Genomic DNA, 24,789 nt, shown 5'->3' on the forward strand with positions numbered 1-24,789 from the left:
GTCCTAGTCAATCGATCCTAAGGGTGTTCGATGACCGCCACCTCTGCGGCCGGGGCCGCGCGCGACCGACTCGACCCGCACCTGCTGCGCATGGGGATCGTGCTGATCGCGGCTCCGATCCTGGCCACGATCGACGCCACCGCCGTGGGCATCGCGGCCGACGCGATGGCGGCGCACTTCCGCACGTCACTGACCGACGTGCAGTGGGTGGCGGCCGGTTACCTGCTCGCGATCGCGGTGGTCATGCCGCTGTCGGGGTGGCTGAGCCGGCGGTTCGGGGCCAAGCGCACGTGGATGGCCGCCGTGGCGGTCTTCACCGCCGGTTCGGCCCTGTGCGGCCTGGCCTGGTCGCTGCCCGCCCTCATCGCGTTCCGGCTCGTGCAGGCGGTCGGCGGCGGGCTGATGAACCCCGTCGGCCAGACGATCCTGGCCCAGGCGGCCGGGCCGTCCCGGATCGGCCGGGCCATGAGCGTGCTGACGATCCCCGTCATGTTCGCGCCGGTGCTCGGGCCGATCGTGGGCGGCCTGGTCGTCCAGCAGCTCGACTGGCGCTGGATCTTCTACCTCAACCTGCCCGTCTGCCTGCTCGTCCTGCCGGTGGCCGCCCGCGTCCTGGCCCGGGACGAGAACGAGGACGGGGACGGGCCCGGCGGCGCGCCCAGGCTCGACCTCCTCGGCCTGGCGCTGCTCTCCCCCGGCCTGGCGGCGGTGGTCTACGGGCTCACCATGGTGGGCGGGCGCGAGGGGGCGTGGACGCCTGCCGTGCTGGTCGGGGCGGGGCTGGCGCTGGTCGCGGGCTACCTGGTGCACGCGCTGCGCACCCGCCGCCAGCCGCTGATCGACGTCCGCCTGTTCGCCAAGGGCGGGTTCACCGCGGCCTGCGTGGCGCTGTTCCTGCTCGGGGCCTCGCTCTACAGCTCCATGATCCTGCTGCCGCTGTTCTTCCAGCACGACCGGCACGCCGACACGCTCTCGACGGGCCTCCTGCTCACCCCGCAGGCGCTCGGGGCCGCGGTCGGCTCGTTCGCCGCCGGGCGGCTGGCCGACCGTCACGGCCCGCGCGCCGTCGTGACCGGCGGGCTCGTGCTCTCGCTGGCCGGACTGCTCGCCTTCACCCAGGCCCCCGCCCGTCCGGACACCTGGCTGCTGACCCTCTGCCTGGTCCTGTACGGCCTGGGCATCGGCGGCGTCTCCGCGCCCACCATGGCCGCGGCGTACGCCTCGGTCGACCGGCAGCAGACGCCGGGCGCCGCCGGCGCGCTGAACGTCGTCAACCGGCTCGGCGGCTCACTGGGCACCGCCATCCTCACCACCGTCCTGGACAGCGGGCTGCGCCAGGGCGGCGGCCCGGCGCACGCCTACGGCACCGCCTTCTGGTGGGCCTTCGGACTGTGCCTGGTCACCCTGGTTCCGGTGGCCTTCCTCCGCTCGGCGCGGCGTGATGCTCGGCGAGACGGGTGAGCAGGTCGACCAGGCGCTCGCGGTCGGCGGGGGGCAGCGGGGCGAGGAACTCGTCCTGGGCGCCGGCCAGCAGGCGGTCGAGCTCGGCCAGCCGGCGGCGGCCCTCCGCCGTGATGGTGACGATGTTGCGGCGGCGGTCGTCCGGGTCGGGCGCGCGTTCGACGAGCGCGCGCCCGGCCAGGTCGTTGACGGTCGCCACCATGTCGCTGCGGTCGATGCCGGTACGCCGGCCGAGCGCGGCCTGGCTCGCCGGGCCGTACTCCTCCAGCGCGGCGAGCAGCGCGTAGTGGTAGCGCCGGACCTGGGCCTGGGCGAACGCCTGGTCCACGATCCGGTTGGCGGCCAGCGCCGCGGCGTTGGTCAGCCTGCTCGGCAGCGCGCGCAACCGCTCCGGCGGCCTCCCCTCTGGGGTGTTCACAGAGGCAATCTAGCAAGTCGTTGGCACCACCCACGATTATCTGTATTGTTGGCCGAACCAACGTTGGCCCAACCAACTATTGAGTGAGGTGCAACATGTCGGACATCGATGTCCGGACCGGCCCGGCGCACGACGTGGCGGCCCTGGCCGCGCTGATCCGGGGCCGCACGCTCCGGCCGGGCGACGAAGGCTTCGCGGACGCCTGCTCCGGCTGGCTGCTGACGGTCCAGCACCGGCCCGCGGTGGTCGTGGTCGCCGCCGACGCCGGCGACGTCGCCACCGCCGTCACGTACGCGGCCCGCACGGGACGGGCGGTCGCGGTGCAGTCCACCGGGCACGGCAAGTCGCTGCCCGCCGACGGAGCCGTCCTCATCGCCACCGGCGAGCTGCGCGAGCTGTCGGTGGACCCGGACGCCCGCACCGCGCGGATCGGCGCGGGCCTGCGCTGGGGCGAGGTGGTCGCCGCGGCGGCGCCCCACGGGCTCGCGCCGCTGTGCGGATCGTCGGCCGAGGTCGGGGTGATGGGCTTCCTGACCGGGGGCGGGCTCCCGCTGGCCGCCCGCACGTACGGGTTCGCCGCCGACCGCGTCCGCTCGCTCGACGTCGTCACCGCCGACGGCCGGCTGCGGACCGTCTCGCCCGGCGCGGAGCCCGACCTGTTCTGGGCGGTACGCGGCGGCAAGGGCAACTTCGGCGTCGTCGTCGCGGCCGAGACCGAGCTGCTGCCGCTGCGCACGGTCTACGGCGGCGAAATGTACTACCCGGGCGAGGACCCCGGGCACACCGCCCACGTCCTGCGCTCCTACCTGGCCTGGGCGAAGGAGCAGCCGGAGGAGATGTCGTCCTCGGTGACGCTGGTGCGCTTCCCCGACGCGCCGCAGCTGCCGCAGGAGTTCCGCGGCCGCTCGATGGTGCAGGTCCGGATCGTGTACGCCGGGGACGCGGAGCACGGCGCCCGGCTGGTGCGGCCGTTGCGCGCGCTCGCCCCTGAGAAGGACACCTGCGCGGCCATGCCCTACAGCGGGATCACCGAGATCTACCAGGACCCCCGTCACCCGGTCTCGGCGCACCTGCGCAGCGCGCTGCTGCGCGAGCTGGACGACGACGCCGCCGCGGAGCTGGCCTCGTTCATCGACCCGGCCCGGACGGAGGGGCCGTTCCCCGGCATCCAGCTGCGTCACCTGGGCGGGGCGCTGGACCGGCCGCCCGCCCGCCCGCACGCGGCCGGCACCCGGGGCGCGGCCTTCCTGCTGTGGATGCGGCTGCCGGCCCCGCCCAGACGGGCCGAGGCGGCACGCGCGGCCGCCGACGAGGTGCTGGACCGGCTGCGGCGCTGGGACACCGGCGCCATGCTGCCGGGCTTCCTGTTCGACCACGACGCCACCCCGGACGGGGTCAGGCGGGCCTACTCCGAGGCCGACCACCGGCGGCTGTCCGCGCTCAAGGCCCGGTACGACCCGGACCGGCTGTTCCGCGTCAACCACAACATCGCCCCGGCCGCGCCGTGAGGAGACGCCGCCCCGGAGGCAGCCGGGCCCGCCCTGCTCAGGTGGGCGGGCTGGCCTTCGAGGGGTGGGAGCGTCCATGATCGGCTCATGCTCAGCACCAGTGAGGGCGCGCCGACGAGCGCCTACGTGACCCGCCGGCCGCTGCTCGCCGGCGCCAACCCGTACGTCACCCTCTACGACGGCGACGTCCCCACCGGGTACGCCTCCCTGTGGCAGGTCGACTGGTCCACGCACGGCGCCGGCGCGGTGATGGTGGTGTGGACGCCCGCCGGGCTGCGCGTCGTCAGCGACGACCCGGAGCTCGGCACGTGGATCGAGGAGCACTTCGTCCGGCACTTCGACGAGGCCGCCGCGCTGCCGTCCTGGCCCGCCGCGCGGGTGCAGCGGGCCGCCGTGGACCTGCGCGTGGACCCCGCCACGGGCACGCAGGCCAGCGCGGCCGGCCTGGCGGTCAGCATCACCGGGCCGCTGGACGCCAGGCCGTTCTCGATGGCCGACTTCCCGCTGCTGGGCGTCAGCCACGGGCTGTCGATGCAGATCATCCCGTGCGAGCACGCCTCGATCACCGTGGACGGCGTCCCCGTGCCGGGCCGGCCGGTCGTCACGTGGCCCGGCGGCCGGCCCGTCTCGTCGGCCATCACCACCGTCCACGAGGCGTGGAGCCGGTGAGAGCGGACGCCCGCCGCGCGTCCGCCCCGGGTCAGCGGCGGGCCAGCAGGGCGAAGCGGCAGGCGTGGGCGGTCAGCGGCCGGCCGCCCGCCATCCGGTCGTGCAGGGCGCGCAGGCGGTGGCCGTACCGGGCGGCGTCGAAGTCGGGGACCTGCCACGGCACCATCCGCAGGAACAGCACGAGCGCCCCGACGTCGTGGAACGTCGTCCGCACCCGTGCCCGCGCGCTCCACGTCACGGTCAGCCCGGCCCCGGCCAGCCCGGCGGCGGCCCGCGCGAGGTCCCAGCCGCGGTACGCCGGCGGCGGCGCGCCCAGGGCCCGGTTGACCTCTTCGAGGTCGCGGCCGCCCACCTGCTGGGTGACGAAGACCCCGTCGTCGGCCAGCACGCGGCCGACCTCGCGCGGGTCGTAGGACTCGTGCCGGTTCGCCACCACGGCGAACGCCCGGGCGGGGAACGGCAGCACGTCGTCCTCCCGGATCGCGGCCACCTCGACGCCGAGCGGCTCCAGGCGGCGGCGGGCGATCGGCAGGTTGGGCGGGTGGCCTCCGTGGCGGCGGTGCGCGGCGGCAGCGGCGCCAGCCCGGCCAGGAACTCGCCGCCGCCGGTCCCCATGTCCAGCAGCGAGGCCGCGCCGGGCAGCCGGTCGCGCAGGAGGCGCTCGTAGCTCCAGGGCAGCGGCTCCTCGACGACCCGGCCGCGCAGGGCGGTGAAGTCCCAGCCCTCGATCGCCGCCGCCGACGCCCGCGCGACCAGTTCGCCGTACTCCATGGCCGTGATCGTCCCCGACGCCGCGGGCGCCCGTCACGCGGTTTTCCGACGGAGGTCGGGGGCGATCCGGGACTTTTCGGCCCTGACCGGCGTCGTCCCGCTGGGAAGGGTGGAGGCAAGGGGCGGCCCGAGGACCGGAACGCGTATGCGCGCTCCCACTGATCGGCCGCCTGTCCCAGGAGCACCGGGACATCCAGGAGTGCGCGGGGGCGCTGCGCCGCGCGATCGGGGAGCTGCGCCACGGTGACGCCGTAGGGCTGCTCGCGGACCTGATGGCCCGGCTCGTCCCGCACACCGACACCGAGGAGCGCGGCCTGTTCCCAGCGGCCGTCATCATGCTGCCCCTGGCCGCCTGGGACCGCATCACGCCCGGCCACTCCCCCGCCCCGACCGGCTGACCAGCCGACCCGCTCGCGGCTCACCGGCCCGGTCGCCGGACGCCGGGCGGCGGGGGATGCCGGTCGCGCCGAGGTGGAGCCGGGCGTAGAAGTCCTCCAGTGCGGCCAGGGTGCTGTTGATCGTGCTGGGGGCGTAGCGGCCGTGCAGCTCGCCGTGGTAGGCGTGGGCGGTGCGGACGGCCACGGTCGTGTCGGCCAGCGGCTCGCCCGCCAGCAGGCCGCGGTCGGAGGCGGCGGCCACCCAGGTCAGGTAGCGGCCGACGCGGCGCAGGTAGCTGGCCTTGCTGGAGGCGGCCAGCGGCGAGCCGGCCAGCGCGGCGGCGTACGCGGCCAGCATCGTGTCGTAGGGCGCGGCCAGCCCGCCGGCCCTTCTTCGCTCATGCATGGACGGCCGGTTCCTTCCGGTGGGCGACCCGGTCGCGCACGTTCCCGGCGTCCGGCTGGAGGAAGCCCGAGGGGTGCACGGTCCCGGTGTGGGAGACGATGACGAACGCGCGCCGGACGCGGCGCGGCGGCCGCCGGCCGGGTGGTGCGGTCATGCGGGTGCTCCTCGCAGGAGGTGGGCCACGACGTCGGCGGCCGAGTGGTCGTCGGGCAGGCCGTCCAGGAAGCCGAGGTCCTGGCCCAGGGTGAGCAGGGCGGGCTCGTGGTAGCCGTCGGCGCGGTGCTGGCCCAGGCCGACGGCGGCGGTCAGCCCGTTGCACAGGCACTGGCGGCCCTCGGCCTCCTCGGCGGGCCGGCCCTTGCGGACGTAGGCGTCCACGGGTTCGGCCGGGCAGCGGTAGCCGATCGCGCCGCCGGGCCTGACGTACGGGGTGCGCAGGTAGCCCAGGTCGCACAGCCGGGGACGCCGGTCGAACACCTCGGGCTCCGACAGGGTGCCGGGCAGGCCCGCGACCTTGAACGGGAAGCCGGTGGGCGAGGCGCGCGGGTCGTTGCGCACCTCCAGCGCGCCCCGGCGGGCCCGGCTCAGCATGCGCCGCCGCAGGCCGTCGTCGAGGCCCGACTCCCGGCACAGCGCGAACGCCGTCCCGACCTGGATGCCGGCGGCGCCGGTGGCCCGCGCGCCGGCCGCGCCGCCGGGGGTGGCGTAGCCGCCGGCCAGCCAGAACGGCAGGCCGATCGCGGCGACCTTGGCGGTGTCGGCCTCGTCGCGCGGCCCGTAGACGGGTTCGCCGCGCTCGTCGAGCACCAGCCGGCCGCGCGGCGGCGCGCTGTGCCCGCCGGCCACCGGCGTCTCCAGGACGAACCCGTCGGGCCTGGTCACCGGCGAGCGGGCCAGGTAGGCGGCCAGCACGTGGGAGGAGACGATCGCCAGCAGCTTGGGACGCCGCAGCGGCTCGGTGGGGACGGCCCCGGGCCACAGCGCGGCCGGGTCGAGGCCGACCGTGTGGCGGGCGTCGCCGGCGTCGGCCACGGCAACGGTGATCTCGGCCGGGCGGTGGGCGGCGAAGGCGTCGAGCAGCGCCGGGATCTCCGCCGGGATGCCCGCGCCCATCAGCACGTGGTCGACGCCGGCCAGCATCGCGCCGTAGGCGGCGGCGGGCGTGGCGAGCTGGATCTTCTCCAGGTAGTTGACGCCGACCGGCCCGTCGTGGCCCTGTTTGGCCAGGAAGACCTCGGCGAAGTTGGCGACCACGGCCAGTTCGTCGCGGGCCCGGCTGGGCCGCAGCCCGAGCCGGGGCACCGGCCGGTACGGCGTGCCGGGCGCGATCCCGCCGGGCACGAACCAGCGTCCGAGCACCCGTTCGGCGATCTCGGGGATGGGGAAGCAGGCCAGTGCCCGGCGCAGGTCGCCGCCGGGGTCGCCGCGCTGGAGGCGGCGGGCCAGGGTGACGTCCAGGGCGGTGCCCGACACCACGCCGAGCTGCCCGGTACGGGCGACCGCGCGCGCCAGCCGCCACCCGGACACCGCGACGCCCATGCCGCCCTGGATCAGGATGGGGAGCCCGGCCTCAGACACGCCGCGCCCGCAGCGTCCCGGCCCACGTGAGCACCTCGGCCTGGTTCTCGTCGATCTCGCCCAGGCCGCCGGTCGCGGCCGGCTCGGCCGGCTCGCGGATGTTGCGGATGGTGTCGGGCCGCCGGCCGGGGTGGTCCAGGAGGGTGGCGGCGAAGGCGGCGACGGAGGCGGCCAGCGCCTTGCGCTGCTCGCCGCTGGCCTGGTTGCCGCGGTTGAACAGGCGGTCCAGCAGCTCGGGCCGGTCGGCGAACATCGTCGCGTAGAACCGCTCGGTGACGGCGTCGAGCGAGGCGCCCAGGACGGGCAGCGTGGCGCGGACGACGGCGGCGGATTCCGCGGACAACATGGTGACCTCCACAGTCCCGGGGGTGAGACCCGCGACCGCGGGCCGGTTCTCAGGCTAGGGACCGGGGCCTGGCCGCTGACCGGGGCGAACGTCCGCACTTGTCGGGCCGAAGGTCCCGGGCCGGACATCCGGCCACCCGCGGGCCGGTCGCCGGGGAAGATGGGACTTTCGTCCCTGCCGCGGGCGGGGGCGGGTCGGGGATGCTGGAGAGCATGCAGCTCGACTCGTCCGGACTGCAGGTGCTCTCCGAGGAGGAGTGCTTCCTGCTGCTGTCCTCGATGCCCATCGGGCGGATCGTGTTCACCGATCGTGCCCTGCCCGCCGTCCAGCCGGTGAACTTCTGTCTCGACGGGCGGTCCATCGTGATCCGCACCGCGACCGGGTCGAAGCTGGCGGCGGCCACCCGGCGGGCCGTGGTGGCCTTCGAGGCCGACGACTTCGACGCCGGGCGGCGTACCGGCTGGTCGGTCACGGCGGTGGGGCACGCGCGCGAGGTCACCGACGCAGCCGAGCTGGCCCGCCTGGCCGAGCTGCCGCTGACGACGTGGGCGCCGGGCGAGCGGGACCACTACATCGTGGTGGAGGCCGAGCAGATCTCCGGCCGCCGCATCGCCCCCGCCCGCGCGGCCGTCGTGTGACGGATCTTCGAGAGGCCGGCGCCGCCCCCGGTCCGGGGGCGGCGCCGGCCTTCAGTCTTCGTGTGCCGTGGTCACCAGGCCGTAGTCCCCGTCGTCGCGGCGGTAGAGGAGGCAGCCCGCCCCGGTGCCGGAGTCGGCGAAGAAGACGAACGGGAAACCGGTCAGCTCCAGCCGGTCGAGGGCCTGCCCGGCGGTGAGGCGGGGGGCGGGCAGGGGGCTGACCGAGATCGCCGCGCAGGCCGGCGCCGGCAGGTCGGGACGGGGGTCGAGCCGGGCGAGGCGGTAGCCGTCGCCGGTGCGGTAGATCACGCTGTCCTGGCCGGTCGCGGTCTCGGTGAACAGCAGGAAGTCGTAGTCGAGGTCGTCCATGTCCACCGCCGCCTCGTCGGGCACGGCGCGGGCGGCCGTGAAGGTCCGGACGATCCGGCGTTCCCCGGCGGGCGGGGCGAGGTGGGGCGACCGGGGTTGGCGGCCGCGCCGGTTCTCCCAGTCCCGGGCGCTCTCCAGCAGCCGCGCCCGCAGCCGGTCGCCGAGCAGGTGGATGGCGGCGCGGGTGGAGCCGGCGCCGGCCCGGGCCCTGATGAGCCGGCCCTGGACGTCCACGACGGCCTCGGCCGTCCGCCGTTCCCCCGCGACCCGCGGTGTGGCGGCGAGCTTGACCGTCGCGCCGAGCACCGGCTCGTGGGCGAGCCGGGTCAGGTCGGCCACGGTGTGGCGGGCGCGCCGCACGTCGGCCGCGCGCACGCCGCCGCCGCGGATCCTGACCTGCACGTCGTCGGCGTCAAGGGCGATGGGCCTGTGCCTCATTCGTGAACACCTTCTTCGCATCCGGTGGTGATGATCCAAGCCTCTGGCCCGGGCGGATGCTGCTGCCAGAGCCGTAGGTCCTCCCGCGCGGGGACCTACGGCCCGCCGGGCGGCGGGCGGCCTCAGGAGCGGCGGTAGCCGGGATGCACGCCCGGCGTCAGGCCCTGGTCGGCGGCGACCAGCTCCAGCAGGGCGAGCAGCTGACCGCGCTGGTCGGGGCTGAGGCACGAGGTCACGTCGGCCTCGTGCGCCATCGCGGTCCTCCTGATGTCCTCCATCACCTTCGCGCCCTGCTCGGTCAGGTGCAGCTCGTGGTTGCGGCGGTCGCCGGCCGAGCGGCGCCGCTCCACCAGGCCGGCCCGGTCGAGCGGGTCGAGCAGCGCGGTGACCCGGCTGGGCACCACGCCGAGGTCGGCGGCGAGCGACTGCTGGCTGCGGCCCGGCTGGAGGGCGATCATCCGCAGCAGCCCGACGTCGGACGGCGACAGGCCGAGCTCGGCGACCCGCGCGGCGAACCGGCCGGCGGCGTGCGCGCCGAGCTGCGCGAGCAGGAAGGCGACGCCCATCGGGCGGTTGCGGGACGCGGACACAGCGCATACTGTACTCCGCACAGAACCTTTCACATAGGTGAACCTTTCTCTGGAGAGAAGTAATGCGATGACCACCGACCGGCCTGACTGGCCCAGACATCCCGGACTGGAGGGCAAGGTCGCCCTCGTCACCGGCGGTTCCCGCGGCATCGGCGCGGCGACCTGCCACGCGCTGGCCGCCAACGGCGTCCGGGTCGCGGTCACCGGCCGCGACACCGAGGCGGTGGACCGCGTCGTCGCCTCGATCACCGCCGAGGGCGGCCGGGCGCTGGCCGCGCCCGGCGACGTGACCGACGCCGCCACCCTGGCCCGCATCCGCGCCGCGGTGGAGGCCGCGCTCGGGCCGGTGGACATCCTGGCCCCGTTCGCCGGCGGCCAGGGCGCGCCCGCGCCGACCGCGGGGCTCGACCCCGGCCGCTGGCGTGCCGTGCTGGAGTCCGACCTGACCTCGGTGTTCCTCACCGTCCACGAGTTCCTGCCGGGCATGCTGGAGCGGCGGGCCGGGTCGATCATCCTGATGTCGTCCACCGCGGGCCGGCAGCCCGGAGGCGCCAACGCCGCCTACGCCGCCGCCAAGGCCGGCGTGGTCATGTTCGCCCGGCACCTGGCCGCCGAGGTGGGCGGCGACGGCGTGCGGGTCAACTGCCTGGCGCCCTCGGCCGTGCTCAACGACAAGCTCGCCGCGCTGCCCGCCGAGCGGCTCGCCCAGCTCGCCGCGGCCTTCCCGCTCGGGCGGGTCGGCCGTCCCGCCGACGTCGCGCAGGCCGTCCTCTACCTCGCCTCGCCCGCCGCCTCCTGGGTGACCGGGGCGACCCTCGACCTCACCGGCGGACGGGTCTCGTGACGAACGCCGCGCTCCGCCCGTCCCCCGCATCCACCGTCCAGACGGAGGCCATGTCATGACCGACCCGATGACCGAACGGCTCGTCCGGTTCCAGCGGCCCGGCGCCCTGCCGTACCTGATCGGCGCGGACGAGGCCCGCCTCGCCGCCCTGTTCGGCCTCGACGCCGACGCCTACCGCGCGCTGCTGGACGCCTTCGACCGCCAGACCCGGCAGGCCGCCGAGACGCTGCTGGCCCGGCCCGGCCTCGCCGACGCCGTCGACCGGCTGCCCCTGCGCCCCGAGGACTCCCGCGACGCCTTCCACGTGGTGGCCCTCGGGGAGAGCACCACCGCCGACCGCCTGTCCTGGTTCGAGATCCTGCGCCATGTGGTCGCGCTGCGCCGTCCCGGCGACGCCGTCCGCTTCACCAACCTGGCGATCACCGGCAGCACCACCACCCAGGCGCTCACCCAGCTGCCCGCCCTCGGCTTCCAGCGTCCCGACCTGGTGCTGTGCATGATCGGCGCCAACGACGCCCAGCACCTGGCCCCCGACGCGCCGACCCTGGTCAGCGCCGCCGAGACCGAGCGCAACCTGGCCATGCTGCACGACCTGGCCCAGCGGCGGGGGCCCGTCCGCTGGGTCTGGCTCACCCCCAGCCCCTTCGACGAGCCGCGCGCCGCCGCCTACCCGCACTTCCGGCGCGCCGGCATCACCTGGGCCGGCAAGGACGTCGACGCCACCGCCGACCACCTGCTGGGCCGTCCCGAGCCGACCGTGGACACCAGGCTCGCCGTCCGCGAGGACCACCACTTCCTCGACGACGGCGTGCACCTGAGCATCGAGGGCCAGCGCGAGATCGCCGAGGCCGTCGTACGGGCCCTGGCCGGTGCGGCATGAAGCTGATGGTCCTCGGCGCGACCGGCGGGACCGGACGCCAGGTGGTCGAGCAGGCGGTGGCCGCCGGGCACGACGTCACCGTCCTGGCCCGCGACCCCGCCCGCGTCCCGGTGGGCGAGCGGGTGAGCGTGATCGGCGGCGACGTGCTGACCCCCGGCCCCTGGCGGGACGCCGTCGCCGGGCACGAGGCCGTGCTGTCGTGCCTGGGCAGCACCGACCGCGGCCACCCCACCACCGTCTACTCCCAGGGCACCGCCAACGTCGTCGCCGCCATGCGCGACGGCGGGGTGCGCCGCCTGCTGTGCCTGTCGTCGGCGGGCCTGGACATCCCGCCGGGCACGCCGCTGGGCCGCCGCCTGGTCACCCGCTTCGTGATCCAGCGCCTCTACCGGCACGGCTACGCCGACATGAGACGCATGGAGGCCGCCGTCACCGCCGCCCACGACATCGACTGGACGATCGTGCGCCCGCCGATGCTCACCGACGGCCCCCTGACCGGCCGCTACCGCACCGCCATGAACGCGCCCCTGGCCAAGGCGGGCTCGATCTCCCGCGCCGACCTGGCCCACTACCTCCTCGACCACCTCACCGACGAGCACAACCGCCACGCCGTCGTCGAGATCACCGGCGGCTCCTGACGTCCCAGGCGAATACGTCGTGGGCGTGGCCGGCCGCGGCGGCCTCAGGCCAGCCGGTCGGCGAGGAAGCGCAGGGCGCTGTCGATCTCGAAGTCCGGCACGTCCGCGTGCCCGCCGGGGTTGGCGTGCAAGGTCTTCTCGGCCGAGGCCAGGGCGTCGAACAGGGCCAGGGCCTCGGCCCGCGGCACCCGTTCGTCGTCCCACTGCAGCAGGAACCGCACCGGGACGGTGATCCCGGCGGCGGCCTGGGCCGAGGCCAGCGAGGTGCCGCTCAGCCCCAGGACCGCCGCGCCGATCCGCGGCTCGGCGGCCACCAGCGGGATCCCCAGGGCACAGCCCAGCGAGACGCCCCAGTAACCCACCGGCCCCTGGTCGTCGAGCGCGTCCAGGACCGACCGCCACTCCGGCACGGTCTGGGCGGCCAGCAGCGTGTGCAGCTCGGCCAGCAGCGGGGTGGGGTCGCCCGCGCCGGCCATGCGCTCCCGCATCGCGGCGATGATCCGCTCGTGCTCGGCGCTCCGGGGCCGGTCGCCGTGGGCCGGCGCGTCGATGGCCGCCGCTGCGAAGCCGCGTTCGGCCGCCAGCCGGTGCGCGCGCCCCACGACGCCCGGGGCCTGCTTGTGCTGCCCGCCGCCGTGCCCGATCAGGACCAGGCCGCGGGGTTCGGCGTCGCGCGGGGTCCACAGGACGCCGGGGACGTCGCCGAGGGCGAAGGATCGTTCGATGACGCCGTCGGCCGACGTCCGGGAGAGAAAACGCATGCGCGTCTCGAGCCTTTCGGGATGCCTTGTGCGGGCGCTCCCTAGGCGATGCGCGTGAGGGAGCCCCGACCTGTCACAACGTTGATCGGTCTCACCCCCTCAGTTCGATGCGTCGCAAGAACGTACCACACCATCAGATCTCGGCTGCGGTGAAGGAGATCCACACGTCCGGCGGGACGTCCGGGCGGTTGGGGACGGGCCGGCGCTCCTCCGTCCACGCCTCACCGGCGAACTCGGTCGCCACGCGCCGCCAGAACGCCACGCCCGCCGTGTTGGCGTCCTGGAAGGCGATCCGCCACGGCCCGGGATGCCGGGAGATCACCTCCCGGACGACCCGCAGCCCGATCCCCGACCGGCGCGCCCCGCGGACCACGAAGAAGCTGTTCAGCACCCGGACCGGGCCGGCCGCCGCACGCACGAACGCGAACCCGACCGGCCGGTCGCCGCTGGTGAACAGGTAGGCCGTCCAGTCGTCGTCATCGAGGGCGGTGCGCAGGCGGTCGCCGTGGTAGGTGCCGTCGGGGTCGGGGAGCCCGCCCTGGAAGTCCGCCATGTCGTGGCGGAACATGAGCCAGAGGCGTTCGACGGTGGGGTGATCCGCGGCCTCGACGAGCCGCACACTTACCGGAGAAGTGGTCATACAAGCACTCTCGGCCAGATGCGACATCCGGCCGGAAGGTACAAACTAGCAGAAGACGATCACCGTAGGGGAACCGCGGGCGTCAGCCGTGCAGCAGGTCGAGGATGTGCGGCCAGGCGTCGGCCCCGAGCCCGGCGTCGGCGACCGGGTCGCCCCCGTAGACGAAGTCCGGCGACTCGGGGGCGGGCCCCTCCCCCGGCAGGCGCGGACGATGACCGGCCCCGGCCCGGCTGACCACCCGCACCGGGCGCCCGGCGGCACGTCGCCGGGCGGCCAGCCGCCGGGCGAACGGCAGGGACGGCCACATGGCGTCATCCCCGCCGGCCACCAGCAGCACGTCGGCCGCCGCCGCCTCGATCGGGATCTCCGCGGCCGGCAACAGGCCGGCGAACGTGCGCTGGCTGAGCTCGTACAGCTCGCGCAGGGCCAGCGGGCCGTGCTCAGGCTCGGCCTCGGCCCAGTCGTCGTCGTACGGGACGAACGGCAGCGGCCGCCCCTTCCACGTCCAGGACGACCGGTAGGGACGTCTCTCCCCGTCCGGCCCCGGCCCGACGTTGCCCCACACGAGCGAGGTCGGCGACAGCGCCACCACCCCGCCGATCCGCCGGTCCCGGACTGCGGTCAGCAGCGCGGCCTCGGCCCCCTTCGACATGCCCAGCACGCAGACCCGCCGGACGCCGGTGGACTCCAGCAGATCGACGGCCGACACGAACGTCTCCAGCGGGATCTCGCAGATGCCCGGCGGCTGCCCCGGCCCGCCGAACCAGCGGATCGACAGCGCGGTCACCCCCTCCGCGGCCAGCAGGCGGGCTCTGTCCCGTTCGATCCGCCCGCTCGACCCCGCCAGCACGAGCACGCCCGTGCGGACGGCCGGGCCCGGTGTGACCAGGACGCCTTCCCACGGGCGGCTCAGTTCGCGCTCGTCCATCACCGTCACCCCTCGGCACTCGGCGGAACGGCATTCTACTGAGACGGCGCACCCATCGAAATGGTGCATCATGGCCGCAACACCCCATGACGAGCGGAGAACACCATGTCCTTCCAGGCTTACCTGGACAACATCGAAGGCAAGACCGGACTGACCCCCCGTGAGTTCATCGCCCTGGCCAAGGAACGCGGCTTCGACGCCCCGTCCACCAAGGCCGGGACGATCATCGACTGGCTCAAGCAGGACTACGACCTCGGACGCGGCCACGCCATGGCCCTCGTCCACGTGATCAAGAAGGGTCCGCGGATCGACGCCAGGCACGTCGGCACCACCGGTTCCCACCGCGACGAGTCCGACGTCCTCTGGCTGGACGGCAAGGACAACCGCCCCGACCCCGCCTGACCCGCCCGGCGGGGATTCGTCCCGCCGGACGGCTTTACGTTGTAGATCTGTAGGGATCAGAAGTCGGCGTCGAAGCTGACCGAGCCGGTCACCCCCATCTGATACGCCGACACCCGCCGCTCGAAGAAGTTCGACAACTCCTGCACGTCCTGCAGCTCCATGAACGCGAACGGGTTCTTCGACCCGTACAGCGGCTCGATGCCGAGCTGGGCCAGCCGCCGGTCGGCCACGTGCTCCAGGTACGAGCGCATGTCCGCGGTCGACATGCCCGGCACGCCCTGCCCGAGCAGGTCCTCGGCGAACTGCGCCTCGCAGTCGACCGCCTCGGCCAGCATCTCCCTGACCTGGCCTGCCATCTCCTCGTCGAAGAGGTCCGGCTCCTCCTGCCGGACGACGTCCACCACGTCGAAGGCGAAGGCCATGTGCATGGACTCGTCGCGGAAGACCCAGTTGGTGCCCGAGGCCAGCCCGTTCAGCAGGCCGCGCGAGCGCAGGAAGTAGACGTAGGCGAACGCGCCGTAGAAGAACAGGCCCTCGATGCAGGCGGCGAAGCAGATCAGGTTGAGCAGGAACGCCCGCCGGTCCTCGCGGGTCTCCAGCCGCTGGAGGCCGCCGATGGAGTCGATCCAGCGGAAGCAGAACTCGGCCTTGCGCCGGATGGAGGGGATGTTCTCCACCGCCGCGAACGCCGCGAACCGCTCCTCCTCGTCCGGCACGTACGTGTCCAGCAGGTTCAGGTAGAACTGGACGTGCACCGCCTCCTCGAACAGCTGCCTGCTCAGGTACAGGCGCGCCTCGGGGGCGTTGACGTGCTGGTAGAGGTTGAGCACCAGGTTGTTGGCCACGATCGTGTCGCCGGTGGCGAAGAAGGCGACCAGGCGGCTGACCAGGTGGCGCTCGGCCGCCGACAGCCTGGTCAGGTCCTTCAGGTCGGAGTGCAGGTCCACCTCCTCGACCGTCCAGGTGTTCTTGATCGCGTCGCGGTAGCGGTCGAAGAACAGGGGGTAGCGCATGGGCCGCAGGGTCAGGCTCATGCCCGGGTCGAGCAACATCGGATTCTCCTCGGGGGTCACTGGCAGGCTTCGCACGACTCGGGGTTCTCCAGGGAGCACACCAGGGCCTCCTCGGACTTGTTCCCGAGGGGCACGGGGGCCGCGGGGGACGCGAGGGGCACGGTGGCCTGCTGGATGCGGGTGGCCGGGCGCGAGCGCAGGTAGTAGGTGGTCTTCAGGCCGGACTTCCAGGCGTACAGGTACATCGAGGAGAGCTTGTCGATCGTCGGCGCGCTCATGAACAGGTTGAGCGACTGGCTCTGGTCGATGAACGGCGAGCGCGCGGCGGCCATGTCGATCAGCGCCCGCTGCGGCAGCTCCCAGGCGGTGCGGAACAGCCGGCGCACGTCCTCCGGCAGCTCGGCGATGCCCTGCACTGAGCCCTCGGCCTGCTTGATGGCCGCCCGGACGCGGTCGTTCCACAGGCCGCGCGACTTCAGCTCGGCCACCAGCGCGTTGTTGATCTGCAGGAACTCCCCGCTCAGCGTCTCGCGCTTGAACAGGTTGGACACCTGCGGCTCGATGCACTCGTAGCAGCCGACGATCGAGGCGATGGTGGCGGTCGGCGCGATCGCGATCAGCAGCGAGTTGCGCAGGCCGTGGGCGGCGATGCGCTCGCGCACCGCGTCCCAGCGCCCGGCCTGGGTGCCGCTCTCCCCCCACAGGTCGTGCTGGAGCCGGCCACGGGCCGCCCACGTCTGGTCGTAGGCGGGGTGGGCGCCGAAGCGCTCGGCCAGGGCGGCGGAGGTCTCCAGCGCCGACAGGTAGATCTCCTCGGCGATCCGGGTGGACAGCTCCTTGGCCTCGGCCGAGTCGAACGGCAGGCGCAGGGCGAAGAAGACGTCCTGCAGGCCCATCACGCCGAGGCCGACCGGGCGCCAGCGCGGGTTGCTGGCCGCGGCCTGCTCGCTCGGGTAGTAGTTGATGTCGATCACCCGGTCGAGGAAGGTGACCGCGGTGCGGACGGTGGCGCGCAGCCGCTCCCAGTCGATGCCGCCGTCGATGTCGCCGTCGGGGCCCGTGCCCGTCAGGTGGGCGGCGAGGTTGACCGAGCCCAGGTTGCAGACCGCGGTCTCGGCGTCGCTGGACACCTCGACGATCTCGGTGCACAGGTTGGACAGGTGCACGACGTTGCCGGGCTCGGCCGCCTGGTTGCACAGGCGGTTGGCGGCGTCCTTGAAGGTCATCCAGCCGTTGCCGGTCTGGGCCAGGGTGCGCATCATCTTGGCGTACAGGTCGCGGGCCTTGACCTGCCGGACGTACCGGCCGTCGCGCTCGGCGGCGCGGTAGGCCTCCTCGAACGCCTCGCCCCACAGGTCGGGCAGCTCGGGGACCTCGTCGGGGTCGAACAGCGACCAGGTGCCGTCGGCCTCGACCCGGCGCATGAACTCGTCGGGGATCCAGTTGGCCAGGTTGAGGTTGTGGGTGCGGCGCGCGTCCTCGCCGGTGTTGTCGCGCAGCTCCAGGAACTCCTCGACGTCCGGGTGCCAGGGCTCCAGGTAGACGCAGGCCGCGCCCTTGCGCCGGCCGCCCTGGTTGACCGCGGCCACCGACGCGTCGAGCGTGCGCAGCCACGGGACGATGCCGTTGGAGTGCCCGTTCGTGCCGCGGATCAGCGCGCCCCGGGAGCGCACCCGCGACCAGGAGATGCCGATCCCGCCGGCGAACTTCGACAGCTGCGCCACCTGGGCGTAGCGGTCGTAGATCGAGCCGATCTCGTCACGGGGCGAGTCGACCAGGTAGCAGGAGGACATCTGGGTGTGCCGGGTGCCGGAGTTGAACAGCGTCGGCGAGCTGGGCAGATAGGCCAGCGACGACATGAGCCGGTAGAAGCCGACCGCCTCGGCGGGCGTCTCGGCCAGCCCGCAGGCCACGCGCAGCAGCCAGTACTGCGGCGTCTCCACCACCAGCCGGGTGGACGGGTGGCGCAGCAGGTAACGGTCATAGACCGTGCGCAGCCCGAAGTACTCGAACCGCAGGTCGGCGGTGACGTCGATGGCGTCGTCGAGCTTGCGGGCGTTGGCGTTGACGAACTCGGCGGTCTCGTCGCCGATGAGCCCCTCGGCGTGGCCCAGCCGGATCGCCTGGCTGAAGGAGGCCACGCCCTGCCCGCGGACCTCCTTGTCGATGTAGCCCGACAGCAGCCGCGCGGCCAGGCGCGAGTACTGCGGCTCCTCGCCGATCATCTCGGCGGCCGTCTGGATGGACAGCCGGTCGAGCTCGGCGGTGGTGGCCCCGTCGTAGAGGCCGCTGATCGTCTTGGTGGCCACCCGCATCGGGTCGATGTCCGTCAGATCGGCCGCCCAGTGCTCCACCGCACGTACGATCTTGTTGACGTCGACCGGCTCCGCGGTGCCGTTGCGCTTGCGCACCTGCATCTGGACACGCCGCGGCGCGGACCTGTCGGCGTCCGCCCGCGCCGTCCCGGCCAGGTCCGTCATCGGGTCCCCTGTGACCGTCACTGCGCTCTCCCCTCGTGAACTCGGTCGGTCGCCGAGAACGCGCGCAGGAGGCGGACGGCGAGGCGCCACAGCCCTCTCGCCGGTGCCGTCCGCCGTCCCGCGCGGCCTCGGAGCAGCCGCGCGCGCATGATCGCGCGCGGCGCGCCGGCAGGTCTTCGGACTTGTGGGCATGCTGTCGCTGCCTACTGGCCGTCGCTTCCCGGGCCTTCGGCCCAGTGCGTCTGACGGCGTTCGTTCCCACTCACCGCTGCGGGGCAGTCCCGGATTCCCACCGGGTTCCCTCTTGCTTCGGCCGCCCTGGCGGGGCGACCGAACCGGCTGCGGGAGACACCATATATAGGGCGGATCAAAAAGTCACACCCAACATCTCGTGTTGCGAAGAACCCCCGCTCCGATCCGGCCACCCGCCGCGGGGCCGCTCCCCGCGTGCCTCACGGACGGACCGGTGTGTGATCGAGGTCATAGACCGGCCGTGCCAGATTTTCGCTACCTTAGGTATCGATACTTCAAGTAGCGAAAAGCCGAGGAGACCCCATGAGCGACACCTTCACCCGTCCGGTCACGCCGGACTGGGACACCGTCACCCCCGCCGAACTGGCCGCCTACGTCGAGGCGGAGAACCGGCTGCGCGCCTCCGTCGAGGCACAGGCGATCACCGGCCGGCCGGATCCCGGCGCCGCCATCGACTGGCGGACGGTGGCGCTGCCCGGCCGCGACCTCCGCGTCCGGGTCCACCGGCCCCGAGCGGCCGGGCCGGGGGACGTCCTGCCGCTGGTGCTGCACGTGCACGGAGGCGGCTTCGTCGGCACGGCGCCGCAGAGCGACTGGGTCAACAGCCACCTCGCCGCCCACCTGCCCGCCGTCGTCGTCTCGGTGGACCACCGCCTGCTCGACCGGCACACGCCGCTGGCCGCCGCCGCCGACGACGGCTGGGACGCGCTCCGGCACGTGCTGGAGCACGCCGCGCAGTGGGGCGTCGACCCGGCGCGGGCCGTCCTGTTCGGCGAGAGCTGCGGCGGGCTGATCTGCGCCCTGGCGGCGATCAGGGCCCGCGACGCCGGTCTGCCCCTGAAGGCCCAGGTGCTGGTCAACCCCGCCGTGGACGTGACCGGTACGATGTTCGACCACTCCTCGACGGCCGAACACGCCGACACCCCGACGCTCGGCGTGCCGGTGCTGCGGTTGGTCCACCGGCTCGCCGCGCCCGAGGGCACGGACGCCCGCGCGCTCTCCCCCCTGCACGCCGGCGACCTGGGCGGGCTGGCCCCGGCGCTCGTGGCGGTGCCGACCCACGACCCGATCGCCGACCACGGCCGCCGCTACGCCGAGGCGCTGCAGGCCGCCGGCACCCCCGCCCGCCTGGCCGAGTACCCGGGGGCCGGGCACGCCTTCCTCAGCCTGCCGGCCCTGGCCCCCCAGGCCGAGGACGCGCGGGCGGACATCCTGGGCTTCCTCCGCGACGCCCTCACCGCGTAACGCCACGACCGGAGCGGGCAGGCGAGGACGACCCGGCCCCTCGCGCGGCGCCGGGTTCTGCTTCATGATTCGGGGTGTCACCCCGTGGCCCCTCGCGATGGGACGGTCAGTGAAGCGCATCCTCGCCTGGATCGGCGTCAACGTCGACATCCTCGTCGCCCTGGCGGTGGCGGTCGTGGTGAGCGTCCTCGACGTCGCGGGCATCGCCACCGCGGAGGCCGTCAGCAACGCCCAGTCGCTCAACCTGTTCATGAGCGCGACCTGCTGCCGTCCCTGCTCCAGGAGCAGTCGGCGGTCCGGCTGGTGCGGGGCGAGGAGTTCAACCGGGTGCCGGCGCAGGCGCGCCCGCTGAACCTCAGGGGCGCCGAGGACGTGACGTTGTCGTTCTCGCCCACGGTCGAGGAGGTGCGGGCGCTGTTCGAACGCCTCGGCCTCGCCCTGCCCGGGACCTACGGCGACGACGACGTCGCGGAGATCGTCGGGATGGCCTTCAGGAACGTCGATCCGTACGACAAGGCGGCGGCCTGGGGGTGAGCCGCCGCCGGCGCGGTCAGCGGCCGGCGTCCCGGGCGACGATGCCGTGCGCCAGCCGGGCCAGGGCGGCGGTGATCTGCTCGGGGGTGAGCCCGCGCCTGCGCTGCTCGGCGTAGACGTCGGGGCCCAGCGGGGCCAGCAGGATGTCGGCCAGCGCCTCGGTCTCCGGGACGCCCGCCTCGGTCAGCAGCACCCGCACGTGCGCCCGCCAGAACCCGTAGGCGCCGGTGGCGTAGCGCAGCGGGCCCTGCTCGGCGCCCAGGACGAGCGAGATGTGCTCGTCCAGCAGGCCGACCATCGCGGCGTAGAAGGCGGCGAGCCGGTCGGCGGGGGGCGCGCCGGGGCCGAGCGGCGGGTCGCCGCGCAGCAGGCGTTCCTGCAGCTCGCGCTCGTGCTCGTCGAGCAGGGCCTGCGCGATCGAGACGGTGTCGGGATAGCGGCGGTAGAGCGTGCCCCGCCCGACGCCGGCGGCCTTGGCGATGTCGTCCATGGTCACGGCGCGCGGGTCGCGGGTGGCGAACAGCTCGGCCGCCGCGGCGAGCACCTTGGCGCGGTTGCGGGCGGCGTCGGCGCGCTCGCGCGGGCGGCCCGTCTCCGCCACGGGACGTCCGGTCAGCAACTCGGTACGGGACTCCATGGCGGCGACTCTAACCCACTCCGACATAAGTGGACAACGTGCCCGCTTACTTGCTACGGTCACCTCGACCGCAAACCGGACGCGATGTCCACTTATTTCGAGGAGCCCCTCCCATGGCCGTTCTGCTGCACCTGGACGCCAGCGCCCGACGCCGTTCGATCAGCCGCGAACTCGGCGACACCTTCGCCGAGGCGTGGCGGTCCGCCCACCCCGAGGGCACCTACGTCCACCGCGACCTGGCCGCCGAGCCGGTGCCGCACATCGGGGAGGCGTGGACCGAGCTGTGCGACTACGTCATGGCCAACCAGATCACCGACATCTCCCGCTACCACGAGGCCGCCCGCACCCCGGAGCAGGCGGCCGCCTGGGCGATCGTCGAGCCGCTGCTGTCGCAGCTGGTGGCCGCGGACGTGGTGCTGATCGCCACCCCGATGTACAACTACTCGATCCCGTCGGCGCTCAAGGCCTGGCTCGACCAGGTGACCTTCCCCAAGATGTCCCTGGCCGGGCGGCGTTTCGTGGTCACCACCGCGCGCGGCGGGGCCTACTCGCCGGGCGCCCCCAAGGCCAGGTTCGACTACCAGGAGCGCTACCTGCGTGACTTCTTCGCCGGCCACTTCGCCGTCGAGGACACCACCGTCGTCACCGCCGAGCTGGCCAACTCCCGCGTCGACCCCGGCCTGTTCCACCTGCGCGCCCAGCACGACGAGCTGTACGCCGCCGCGCTGCGCGGCGCCCGCGATCTGGGGAAGGAGTTCTGACGATGAACTGGCTCATCCTCGGGCTGGCCGGGCTGGTCGAGATCGCCTGGGCGCAGAGCATCAAGCCCACCCAGGGCTTCACCAGGCCGCTGCCCACGCTGATCTGCTTCGTCCTCATGGTGGCCGCGGTCTGGCTGCTGTCGTACTCGATGAAGACCCTCCCCGTCGGCACCGCGTACGCGGTCTTCACCGGCATCGGGGCCGTCGGCGCGATCGCCCTGGGCGTCGTCGTGCACAAGGACCCGATGTCGATCGGCCGGATGGCGGCGCTGGCGCTGATCGTCGGCGGCATCGTGCTGGCCCGCCTCACCAGCCCGGAGTGACCCCTCCCCGTCCGGACGGGCGGCCGGGCTCAGCTCGGGCCGAACCAGCGGGCGAGGGCGGCCCTGAGTCCGTCGGGGCCCGCGCCCGCCCAGGCGACGTAGCCGTCGGGCCGGACGAGCAGCGCCGGGGCGGGGGCGTCGGCGGCAGTGGCGGCCACGTGGCGCACCCGGCCGAGCCAGGGCGCGGCGGCGGTGGCCAGGGCGTCGCCGCCGGTCAGGTCCAGGAGCAGGGGGCGGGCGTCGCGCATCAGCTCGGCCAGGCGCCACGGCCGCCCGTCGCCGGTGGTCAGCGCCAGGGACGGCGCGAACCAGCCGGTGGGCCCGGCGGGCCGCTCCTCCCCCATGTCATGGCGGACGTCGCCGCCCGCCATCAGCTCGGCGATCATGCGCAGGTTCTCCGTACGGCCCAGGAGCTCGGCGAACAGCCGTCGCAGCGCGGTGACCTCGGCGCCGGGCGCCAGCAGGGCGGTCGCGGCGAGGGTCTGGGTGACCACCCGTTCCGCGCACGCGCGGCGCTCGGTCTCGTAGCTGTCCAGGAGCCCTTCCGGGGCCTGCCCCCGGAGCGTGGCGGCGAGTTTCCAGGCCAGGTTGGCGGCGTCCTGGAGCGCCAGGTTCAGGGTGGGCCCGTGGCTCACCTGGGCGGCGTCGCCGGCGATGAAGACGCGCCCGGCGCGGTAGCGGTCGGCGAGCCGGGTGTTGCGCCCGCACAGCCGGCGCAGCATGACCGGCGCCCCCTCGGGCGGCGGGCTCAGCGGCAGGCGCACGCCGAGGACGCGTTCGACGCTCTTCTCCATCTCGGCCAGCGTCATCGGCGCGCCCGGCCCCGGGTAGCCGCCCGCCGGTTGGTCCTCCCACTCGGCGGTGTTGATCAGCGGCCGCCGCAGGTCGTGGGCCAGGAGGGTGAAGACGCCGCGATCGGTGCGGTGGAAGTGGGCGGGGATCTCGCCGAGCCCCTCGATCAGGACGCGCCCGCCGGGCAGGACCCGGAAGTGCTCGCTCGGGCCGATGAGGGCCGAGCGGTCCACGACGTGGTCGTCGCTGACGCCGGGGAAGCCGATGCCCGCCGCCTTCCTGACCAGGCTGTGGCCGCCGTCGCAGCCGACCAGGTAGCGGGCGGTGAGGGTGGTCTCGGCGCCGCCGGGGCCGCGGGTCACGACCTCGACCCGGTCGGCGTCCTGGCCGAAGGAGATCACCTCCTGGCCGCGCCGCACCTCCGCGCCCAGTTCGGCCGCGCGCGCGGCGAGCACCCGTTCGAGGTCGCGCTGGTCGCAGGGCAGCAGGTACATCGGGTTGGCCTCGCCGAGCGTGTGCAGCGGCAACGGCATCCCGCCGAAGAAGTGGCCGGGCGCCGGCGCCGGGACGCCCCGGCCGCCGCAGCGTTCGAACAGGCCGCGGTGGTCCAGCAGCCGGACGACCTGCCCGGCCAGGCCGTGGGCCTTGTCCGACAGGTCGGGCTCCGGCCGTCGTTCCAGCACCAGCGGCCGCACGCCGGCCAGGCGCAGCTCGCAGGCGAGGAAGAGGCCGGCGGGCCCGGCGCCGACGACGATGACGTCGAACATCATGGAGGGTCCTTTGAGTACAGGGCTGTATCTAATTCCGGCCACCGTAGGGCGCCGGGATAAGATACGCAAGTGACTCTCAAGCACCGTGCCCCCGGCGGCGCGTCCCGCCGTCGCGGCCCCGCGCTGGAGGAGGCGATCCTCGACGCCGCCTGGCAGGTGCTGGTCGAGCACGGCTACCACGGCTTCACCTTCGAGGCCGTCGCCGCCCGCGCCGGCACCAGCCGCCCGGTGCTCTACCGGCGCTGGCCCCGGCGCGACGACCTGCTGCTGGCCACCCTCGCCAAGTTCTGGCGGCTGATCGACGTGCCCGACACCGGCAGCCTGCGCGAGGACGCCGTCGGGTTCCTGCGCAACGCCGGTGACGACCGCGCGGGCATGCTGACGCTGATGAGCGTGCAGCTCGCCGACTACTTCCGGGAGGCCGGCACCAGCCTCACCGAGCTGCGCGACACGCTGCTGCCGCCCGGCCGGGCGACCGCGTTCGAGACGATCGTGGGCCGGGCGGTCGAGCGCGGCGAGCTGCCCGACGTGCCGCGTTCGTCCAGGGTGGTGAACCTGCCGCTGGACCTGCTCCGGCACGACATGCTCGTCACGATGCGCCGGGTGCCGGAGGAGTCGATCGCCGAGATCGTGGACGAGGTGTGGCTGCCCCTGCTGGGCGCGCCCCCCGGCTGACCGGCGGCCACCCCGTGGCGGCGAGCCGGTCAGCTCCCGTAGTAGTCGCGGACCTCCCAGAACCTGGACGGGTGCCCGTCGCAGGTGTACTGGACGGCCTCCAGGTTGTTGGCGGGACTGACGCCGCCGGCGATGGTCAGGCACTTGGCGGTCTGCACGTTGCGGAACTCGACGTACTGGCCGACGCGGTTGCCGAGGGCCCAGTAGCGCGAGGGGTGGGTGTCGCAGGTGTACTGGAGGGCGACGACGTTGTTCTCGGTGCTGACGCCCCCGGCGATGGTCAGGCACTTGCCGGTCTGGCGGTTCCTGACCTGCAGGGCTGCGCTGGAGTAGCCCCAGACGTCCCAGCGGCGGGAGGGGTGGCTGTCGCAGTCGTACTGGACGGCGTGCACGTTGTTCTCCGTGCTGACGCCCCCGGCGATGGTCAGGCACTTGCCGGTCTGCCGGTTGACGAGCTGGACGTTCGAGGCGGCCCAGACGGACGAGGCCGACGCGGGCGCCGGGGCGGCGGTGAGGGCGAGGACGAGCAGCGGGGCGGCGACGGCCGCCGGGCGAAGGAGGTGTCTCTTCATGCGACCAAGCGTGCGACGGCCGGGCTCGTCCGGCCTGAGTAGCGCGTACTCAATGTGCGCCGGCGGGGTTGTG

The 24,789-nt window shown here is 74.1% G+C and carries 31 protein-coding genes, 1 pseudogene and 1 riboswitch; of the genes and pseudogenes, 16 read left to right on the plus strand and 16 right to left on the minus strand.

What is annotated here, in order from left to right; all coding sequences use genetic code 11:
- Positions 1 to 30 precede the first annotated feature (30 nt).
- A complete protein-coding gene (locus ABT158_RS33265) occupies positions 31 to 1,461 on the plus strand; it encodes an MDR family MFS transporter (protein WP_352360259.1) in 1,431 nt (476 codons plus the stop codon).
- On the opposite strand, the gene ABT158_RS33270 is transcribed toward ABT158_RS33265, so the two are convergent.
- A complete protein-coding gene (locus tag ABT158_RS33270) occupies positions 1,400 to 1,879 on the minus strand; it encodes a MarR family winged helix-turn-helix transcriptional regulator (protein ID WP_352360261.1) in 480 nt (159 codons plus the stop codon). The genes ABT158_RS33265 and ABT158_RS33270 overlap by 62 nt on opposite strands.
- 95 nt (positions 1,880 to 1,974) lie before the next feature.
- Here ABT158_RS33270 and ABT158_RS33275 point away from each other — a divergent pair, with 95 nt between their 5' ends.
- Positions 1,975 to 3,387, plus strand: coding sequence for an FAD-binding oxidoreductase (locus ABT158_RS33275; protein WP_352360263.1), 1,413 nt, complete (start codon positions 1,975 to 1,977; stop codon positions 3,385 to 3,387).
- Between the two features lie 87 nt (positions 3,388 to 3,474).
- Positions 3,475 to 4,056 carry a hypothetical protein gene (locus ABT158_RS33280; RefSeq protein WP_352360265.1) on the plus strand — a complete coding sequence of 194 codons (582 nt, stop codon included), beginning with the start codon at positions 3,475 to 3,477 and terminating at the stop codon, positions 4,054 to 4,056.
- Positions 4,057 to 4,087: 31 nt separating this feature from the next.
- Here ABT158_RS33280 and ABT158_RS33285 read toward each other — a convergent pair whose 3' ends face one another.
- Positions 4,088 to 4,546 carry a hypothetical protein gene (locus tag ABT158_RS33285; protein WP_352360267.1) on the minus strand — a complete coding sequence of 153 codons (459 nt, stop codon included), beginning with the start codon at positions 4,544 to 4,546 and terminating at the stop codon, positions 4,088 to 4,090.
- Between the two features lie 51 nt (positions 4,547 to 4,597).
- Between ABT158_RS33285 and ABT158_RS33290 the strand changes: the two genes are divergently transcribed.
- Both ABT158_RS33290 and ABT158_RS33295 read left to right on the plus strand, forming a co-directional pair.
- Complete coding sequence (locus tag ABT158_RS33290; RefSeq protein WP_352360269.1) at positions 4,598 to 4,723, plus strand: hypothetical protein; 126 nt, start codon at positions 4,598 to 4,600, stop codon at positions 4,721 to 4,723.
- Positions 4,724 to 5,099: 376 nt separating this feature from the next.
- A complete protein-coding gene (locus ABT158_RS33295) occupies positions 5,100 to 5,225 on the plus strand; it encodes a hypothetical protein (protein ID WP_352360271.1) in 126 nt (41 codons plus the stop codon).
- Here ABT158_RS33295 and ABT158_RS33300 read toward each other — a convergent pair.
- The 4 genes and pseudogenes from ABT158_RS33300 to ABT158_RS33315 all read right to left on the minus strand — a co-directional run.
- Positions 5,191 to 5,610 carry a hypothetical protein gene (locus tag ABT158_RS33300; protein WP_352360273.1) on the minus strand — a complete coding sequence of 140 codons (420 nt, stop codon included), beginning with the start codon at positions 5,608 to 5,610 and terminating at the stop codon, positions 5,191 to 5,193. The two genes, ABT158_RS33295 and ABT158_RS33300, sit on opposite strands and share 35 nt — an antisense overlap.
- Complete coding sequence (locus tag ABT158_RS33305) at positions 5,603 to 5,764, minus strand: SPASM domain-containing protein (RefSeq protein WP_352360275.1); 162 nt, start codon at positions 5,762 to 5,764, stop codon at positions 5,603 to 5,605. The genes ABT158_RS33300 and ABT158_RS33305 overlap by 8 nt, the downstream gene beginning before the upstream one ends.
- Positions 5,761 to 7,188, minus strand: coding sequence for a nitronate monooxygenase (locus ABT158_RS33310; protein WP_352360277.1), 1,428 nt, complete (start codon positions 7,186 to 7,188; stop codon positions 5,761 to 5,763). Before ABT158_RS33310 ends, ABT158_RS33305 begins: the two co-directional genes overlap by 4 nt.
- A 106-nt stretch (positions 7,189 to 7,294) precedes the next feature.
- Positions 7,295 to 7,534: pseudogene (locus tag ABT158_RS33315) on the minus strand (globin family protein); the annotation flags it as partial.
- 212 nt (positions 7,535 to 7,746) lie between these two features.
- Between ABT158_RS33315 and ABT158_RS33320 the strand changes: the two are divergent.
- On the plus strand, positions 7,747 to 8,172 hold the full coding sequence (locus ABT158_RS33320; RefSeq protein ID WP_352360279.1) for a pyridoxamine 5'-phosphate oxidase family protein: 426 nt from the start codon (positions 7,747 to 7,749) through the stop codon (positions 8,170 to 8,172).
- Between the two features lie 51 nt (positions 8,173 to 8,223).
- On the opposite strand, the gene ABT158_RS33325 is transcribed toward ABT158_RS33320, so the two are convergent.
- Together ABT158_RS33325 and ABT158_RS33330 are read right to left on the minus strand one after the other, a co-directional pair.
- Complete coding sequence (locus tag ABT158_RS33325; protein ID WP_352360281.1) at positions 8,224 to 8,979, minus strand: sigma 54 modulation/S30EA ribosomal C-terminal domain-containing protein; 756 nt, start codon at positions 8,977 to 8,979, stop codon at positions 8,224 to 8,226.
- Positions 8,980 to 9,101: 122 nt separating this feature from the next.
- Entirely contained in the window at positions 9,102 to 9,569 is a 468-nt protein-coding gene (locus ABT158_RS33330) for a MarR family winged helix-turn-helix transcriptional regulator (protein ID WP_352360283.1), read from the minus strand.
- Between the two features lie 67 nt (positions 9,570 to 9,636).
- Between ABT158_RS33330 and ABT158_RS33335 the strand changes: the two genes are divergently transcribed.
- From ABT158_RS33335 to ABT158_RS33345, 3 genes are read left to right on the plus strand one after another with little or no spacing between them, the layout of a single operon-like run.
- Positions 9,637 to 10,413 (plus strand): SDR family NAD(P)-dependent oxidoreductase, encoded by a 777-nt coding sequence (locus ABT158_RS33335; protein ID WP_352360285.1) that lies wholly within the window; start codon positions 9,637 to 9,639, stop codon positions 10,411 to 10,413.
- A gap of 55 nt (positions 10,414 to 10,468) precedes the next feature.
- Positions 10,469 to 11,293, plus strand: coding sequence for an SGNH/GDSL hydrolase family protein (locus tag ABT158_RS33340; RefSeq protein WP_352360287.1), 825 nt, complete (start codon positions 10,469 to 10,471; stop codon positions 11,291 to 11,293).
- Positions 11,290 to 11,931: an NAD(P)-dependent oxidoreductase gene (locus tag ABT158_RS33345; protein WP_352360289.1), complete on the plus strand. Its 642-nt coding sequence runs from the start codon at positions 11,290 to 11,292 to the stop codon at positions 11,929 to 11,931. Before ABT158_RS33340 ends, ABT158_RS33345 begins: the two co-directional genes overlap by 4 nt.
- A gap of 44 nt (positions 11,932 to 11,975) precedes the next feature.
- Here ABT158_RS33345 and ABT158_RS33350 read toward each other — a convergent pair whose 3' ends face one another.
- The 3 genes from ABT158_RS33350 to ABT158_RS33360 form a co-directional block, all read right to left on the minus strand.
- Positions 11,976 to 12,692, minus strand: a complete 717-nt coding sequence (locus tag ABT158_RS33350) for a dienelactone hydrolase family protein (protein WP_352360291.1) — start codon at positions 12,690 to 12,692, stop codon at positions 11,976 to 11,978.
- A gap of 133 nt (positions 12,693 to 12,825) precedes the next feature.
- Positions 12,826 to 13,332 (minus strand): GNAT family N-acetyltransferase, encoded by a 507-nt coding sequence (locus ABT158_RS33355; protein WP_352360293.1) that lies wholly within the window; start codon positions 13,330 to 13,332, stop codon positions 12,826 to 12,828.
- Between the two features lie 82 nt (positions 13,333 to 13,414).
- The gene (locus ABT158_RS33360) at positions 13,415 to 14,260 is read right to left on the minus strand and encodes an acyl-CoA thioester hydrolase/BAAT C-terminal domain-containing protein (RefSeq protein ID WP_352360295.1); all 846 of its coding nucleotides are present in this window, start codon (positions 14,258 to 14,260) and stop codon (positions 13,415 to 13,417) included.
- Positions 14,261 to 14,365: 105 nt separating this feature from the next.
- On the opposite strand from ABT158_RS33360, the gene ABT158_RS33365 reads away from it, so the two are divergent.
- Entirely contained in the window at positions 14,366 to 14,662 is a 297-nt protein-coding gene (locus ABT158_RS33365; RefSeq protein ID WP_352360297.1) for a DUF4287 domain-containing protein, read from the plus strand.
- Positions 14,663 to 14,718: 56 nt separating this feature from the next.
- Here ABT158_RS33365 and ABT158_RS33370 read toward each other — a convergent pair whose 3' ends face one another.
- Together ABT158_RS33370 and ABT158_RS33375 are read right to left on the minus strand one after the other, a co-directional pair.
- Positions 14,719 to 15,714, minus strand: a complete 996-nt coding sequence (locus ABT158_RS33370; protein WP_352360299.1) for a ribonucleotide-diphosphate reductase subunit beta — start codon at positions 15,712 to 15,714, stop codon at positions 14,719 to 14,721.
- A 17-nt stretch (positions 15,715 to 15,731) separates the two neighbouring features.
- Positions 15,732 to 18,176, minus strand: coding sequence for a ribonucleoside-diphosphate reductase subunit alpha (locus tag ABT158_RS33375; protein ID WP_352360301.1), 2,445 nt, complete (start codon positions 18,174 to 18,176; stop codon positions 15,732 to 15,734).
- A 129-nt stretch (positions 18,177 to 18,305) separates the two neighbouring features.
- A riboswitch (cobalamin riboswitch) is annotated at positions 18,306 to 18,510 on the minus strand.
- 200 nt (positions 18,511 to 18,710) lie between these two features.
- On the opposite strand from ABT158_RS33375, the gene ABT158_RS33380 reads away from it, so the two are divergent.
- The 3 genes from ABT158_RS33380 to ABT158_RS33390 all read left to right on the plus strand — a co-directional run bounded on the left by ABT158_RS33380 (position 18,711) and on the right by ABT158_RS33390 (position 20,186).
- Positions 18,711 to 19,652, plus strand: coding sequence for an alpha/beta hydrolase (locus tag ABT158_RS33380; protein WP_352360303.1), 942 nt, complete (start codon positions 18,711 to 18,713; stop codon positions 19,650 to 19,652).
- A 109-nt stretch (positions 19,653 to 19,761) separates the two neighbouring features.
- On the plus strand, positions 19,762 to 20,004 hold the full coding sequence (locus ABT158_RS33385) for a hypothetical protein (RefSeq protein WP_352360305.1): 243 nt from the start codon (positions 19,762 to 19,764) through the stop codon (positions 20,002 to 20,004).
- Positions 19,980 to 20,186 (plus strand): hypothetical protein, encoded by a 207-nt coding sequence (locus tag ABT158_RS33390; protein ID WP_352360307.1) that lies wholly within the window; start codon positions 19,980 to 19,982, stop codon positions 20,184 to 20,186. The genes ABT158_RS33385 and ABT158_RS33390 overlap by 25 nt, the downstream gene beginning before the upstream one ends.
- A 16-nt stretch (positions 20,187 to 20,202) precedes the next feature.
- Here ABT158_RS33390 and ABT158_RS33395 read toward each other — a convergent pair whose 3' ends face one another.
- Entirely contained in the window at positions 20,203 to 20,823 is a 621-nt protein-coding gene (locus tag ABT158_RS33395) for a TetR/AcrR family transcriptional regulator (RefSeq protein ID WP_352360309.1), read from the minus strand.
- A gap of 113 nt (positions 20,824 to 20,936) precedes the next feature.
- On the opposite strand from ABT158_RS33395, the gene ABT158_RS33400 reads away from it, so the two are divergent.
- Complete coding sequence (locus ABT158_RS33400) at positions 20,937 to 21,584, plus strand: FMN-dependent NADH-azoreductase (protein ID WP_352360311.1); 648 nt, start codon at positions 20,937 to 20,939, stop codon at positions 21,582 to 21,584.
- Positions 21,585 to 21,586: 2 nt separating this feature from the next.
- Positions 21,587 to 21,907: a DMT family transporter gene (locus ABT158_RS33405; protein WP_352360314.1), complete on the plus strand. Its 321-nt coding sequence runs from the start codon at positions 21,587 to 21,589 to the stop codon at positions 21,905 to 21,907.
- 29 nt (positions 21,908 to 21,936) lie between these two features.
- On the opposite strand, the gene ABT158_RS33410 is transcribed toward ABT158_RS33405, so the two are convergent.
- A complete protein-coding gene (locus tag ABT158_RS33410) occupies positions 21,937 to 23,469 on the minus strand; it encodes an FAD-dependent monooxygenase (RefSeq protein WP_352360316.1) in 1,533 nt (510 codons plus the stop codon).
- Between the two features lie 69 nt (positions 23,470 to 23,538).
- On the opposite strand from ABT158_RS33410, the gene ABT158_RS33415 reads away from it, so the two are divergent.
- Positions 23,539 to 24,144: a TetR/AcrR family transcriptional regulator gene (locus ABT158_RS33415; RefSeq protein ID WP_352360318.1), complete on the plus strand. Its 606-nt coding sequence runs from the start codon at positions 23,539 to 23,541 to the stop codon at positions 24,142 to 24,144.
- Positions 24,145 to 24,173: 29 nt separating this feature from the next.
- On the opposite strand, the gene ABT158_RS33420 is transcribed toward ABT158_RS33415, so the two are convergent.
- Positions 24,174 to 24,716, minus strand: coding sequence for an RICIN domain-containing protein (locus ABT158_RS33420; RefSeq protein ID WP_352360320.1), 543 nt, complete (start codon positions 24,714 to 24,716; stop codon positions 24,174 to 24,176).
- Between the last annotated feature and the right edge of the window lie 73 nt (positions 24,717 to 24,789).

Source organism: Nonomuraea sp. NPDC001636 (assembly GCF_040298265.1).
Classification (GTDB): Bacteria; Actinomycetota; Actinomycetes; order Streptosporangiales; family Streptosporangiaceae; genus Nonomuraea.

Excerpts from the sequence above, each read along its gene's own strand:
- ABT158_RS33265 (WP_352360259.1), top strand. The coding sequence starts at position 31 with ATGACCGCCACCTCTGCGGCCGGGGCCGCGCGCGACCGACTCGACCCG.
- ABT158_RS33275 (WP_352360263.1), top strand. The coding sequence starts at position 1,975 with ATGTCGGACATCGATGTCCGGACCGGCCCGGCGCACGACGTGGCGGCC.
- ABT158_RS33280 (WP_352360265.1), top strand. The coding sequence starts at position 3,475 with ATGCTCAGCACCAGTGAGGGCGCGCCGACGAGCGCCTACGTGACCCGC.
- ABT158_RS33295 (WP_352360271.1), top strand. The coding sequence starts at position 5,100 with ATGGCCCGGCTCGTCCCGCACACCGACACCGAGGAGCGCGGCCTGTTC.
- ABT158_RS33300 (WP_352360273.1), bottom strand. The coding sequence starts at position 5,610 with ATGCATGAGCGAAGAAGGGCCGGCGGGCTGGCCGCGCCCTACGACACG.
- ABT158_RS33305 (WP_352360275.1), bottom strand. The coding sequence starts at position 5,764 with ATGACCGCACCACCCGGCCGGCGGCCGCCGCGCCGCGTCCGGCGCGCG.
- ABT158_RS33320 (WP_352360279.1), top strand. The coding sequence starts at position 7,747 with ATGCAGCTCGACTCGTCCGGACTGCAGGTGCTCTCCGAGGAGGAGTGC.
- ABT158_RS33325 (WP_352360281.1), bottom strand. The coding sequence starts at position 8,979 with ATGAGGCACAGGCCCATCGCCCTTGACGCCGACGACGTGCAGGTCAGG.
- ABT158_RS33335 (WP_352360285.1), top strand. The coding sequence starts at position 9,637 with ATGACCACCGACCGGCCTGACTGGCCCAGACATCCCGGACTGGAGGGC.
- ABT158_RS33340 (WP_352360287.1), top strand. The coding sequence starts at position 10,469 with ATGACCGACCCGATGACCGAACGGCTCGTCCGGTTCCAGCGGCCCGGC.
- ABT158_RS33345 (WP_352360289.1), top strand. The coding sequence starts at position 11,290 with ATGAAGCTGATGGTCCTCGGCGCGACCGGCGGGACCGGACGCCAGGTG.
- ABT158_RS33350 (WP_352360291.1), bottom strand. The coding sequence starts at position 12,692 with ATGCGTTTTCTCTCCCGGACGTCGGCCGACGGCGTCATCGAACGATCC.
- ABT158_RS33355 (WP_352360293.1), bottom strand. The coding sequence starts at position 13,332 with ATGACCACTTCTCCGGTAAGTGTGCGGCTCGTCGAGGCCGCGGATCAC.
- ABT158_RS33360 (WP_352360295.1), bottom strand. The coding sequence starts at position 14,260 with ATGGACGAGCGCGAACTGAGCCGCCCGTGGGAAGGCGTCCTGGTCACA.
- ABT158_RS33365 (WP_352360297.1), top strand. The coding sequence starts at position 14,366 with ATGTCCTTCCAGGCTTACCTGGACAACATCGAAGGCAAGACCGGACTG.
- ABT158_RS33370 (WP_352360299.1), bottom strand. The coding sequence starts at position 15,714 with ATGTTGCTCGACCCGGGCATGAGCCTGACCCTGCGGCCCATGCGCTAC.
- ABT158_RS33380 (WP_352360303.1), top strand. The coding sequence starts at position 18,711 with ATGAGCGACACCTTCACCCGTCCGGTCACGCCGGACTGGGACACCGTC.
- ABT158_RS33395 (WP_352360309.1), bottom strand. The coding sequence starts at position 20,823 with ATGGAGTCCCGTACCGAGTTGCTGACCGGACGTCCCGTGGCGGAGACG.
- ABT158_RS33400 (WP_352360311.1), top strand. The coding sequence starts at position 20,937 with ATGGCCGTTCTGCTGCACCTGGACGCCAGCGCCCGACGCCGTTCGATC.
- ABT158_RS33405 (WP_352360314.1), top strand. The coding sequence starts at position 21,587 with ATGAACTGGCTCATCCTCGGGCTGGCCGGGCTGGTCGAGATCGCCTGG.
- ABT158_RS33410 (WP_352360316.1), bottom strand. The coding sequence starts at position 23,469 with ATGATGTTCGACGTCATCGTCGTCGGCGCCGGGCCCGCCGGCCTCTTC.
- ABT158_RS33420 (WP_352360320.1), bottom strand. The coding sequence starts at position 24,716 with ATGAAGAGACACCTCCTTCGCCCGGCGGCCGTCGCCGCCCCGCTGCTC.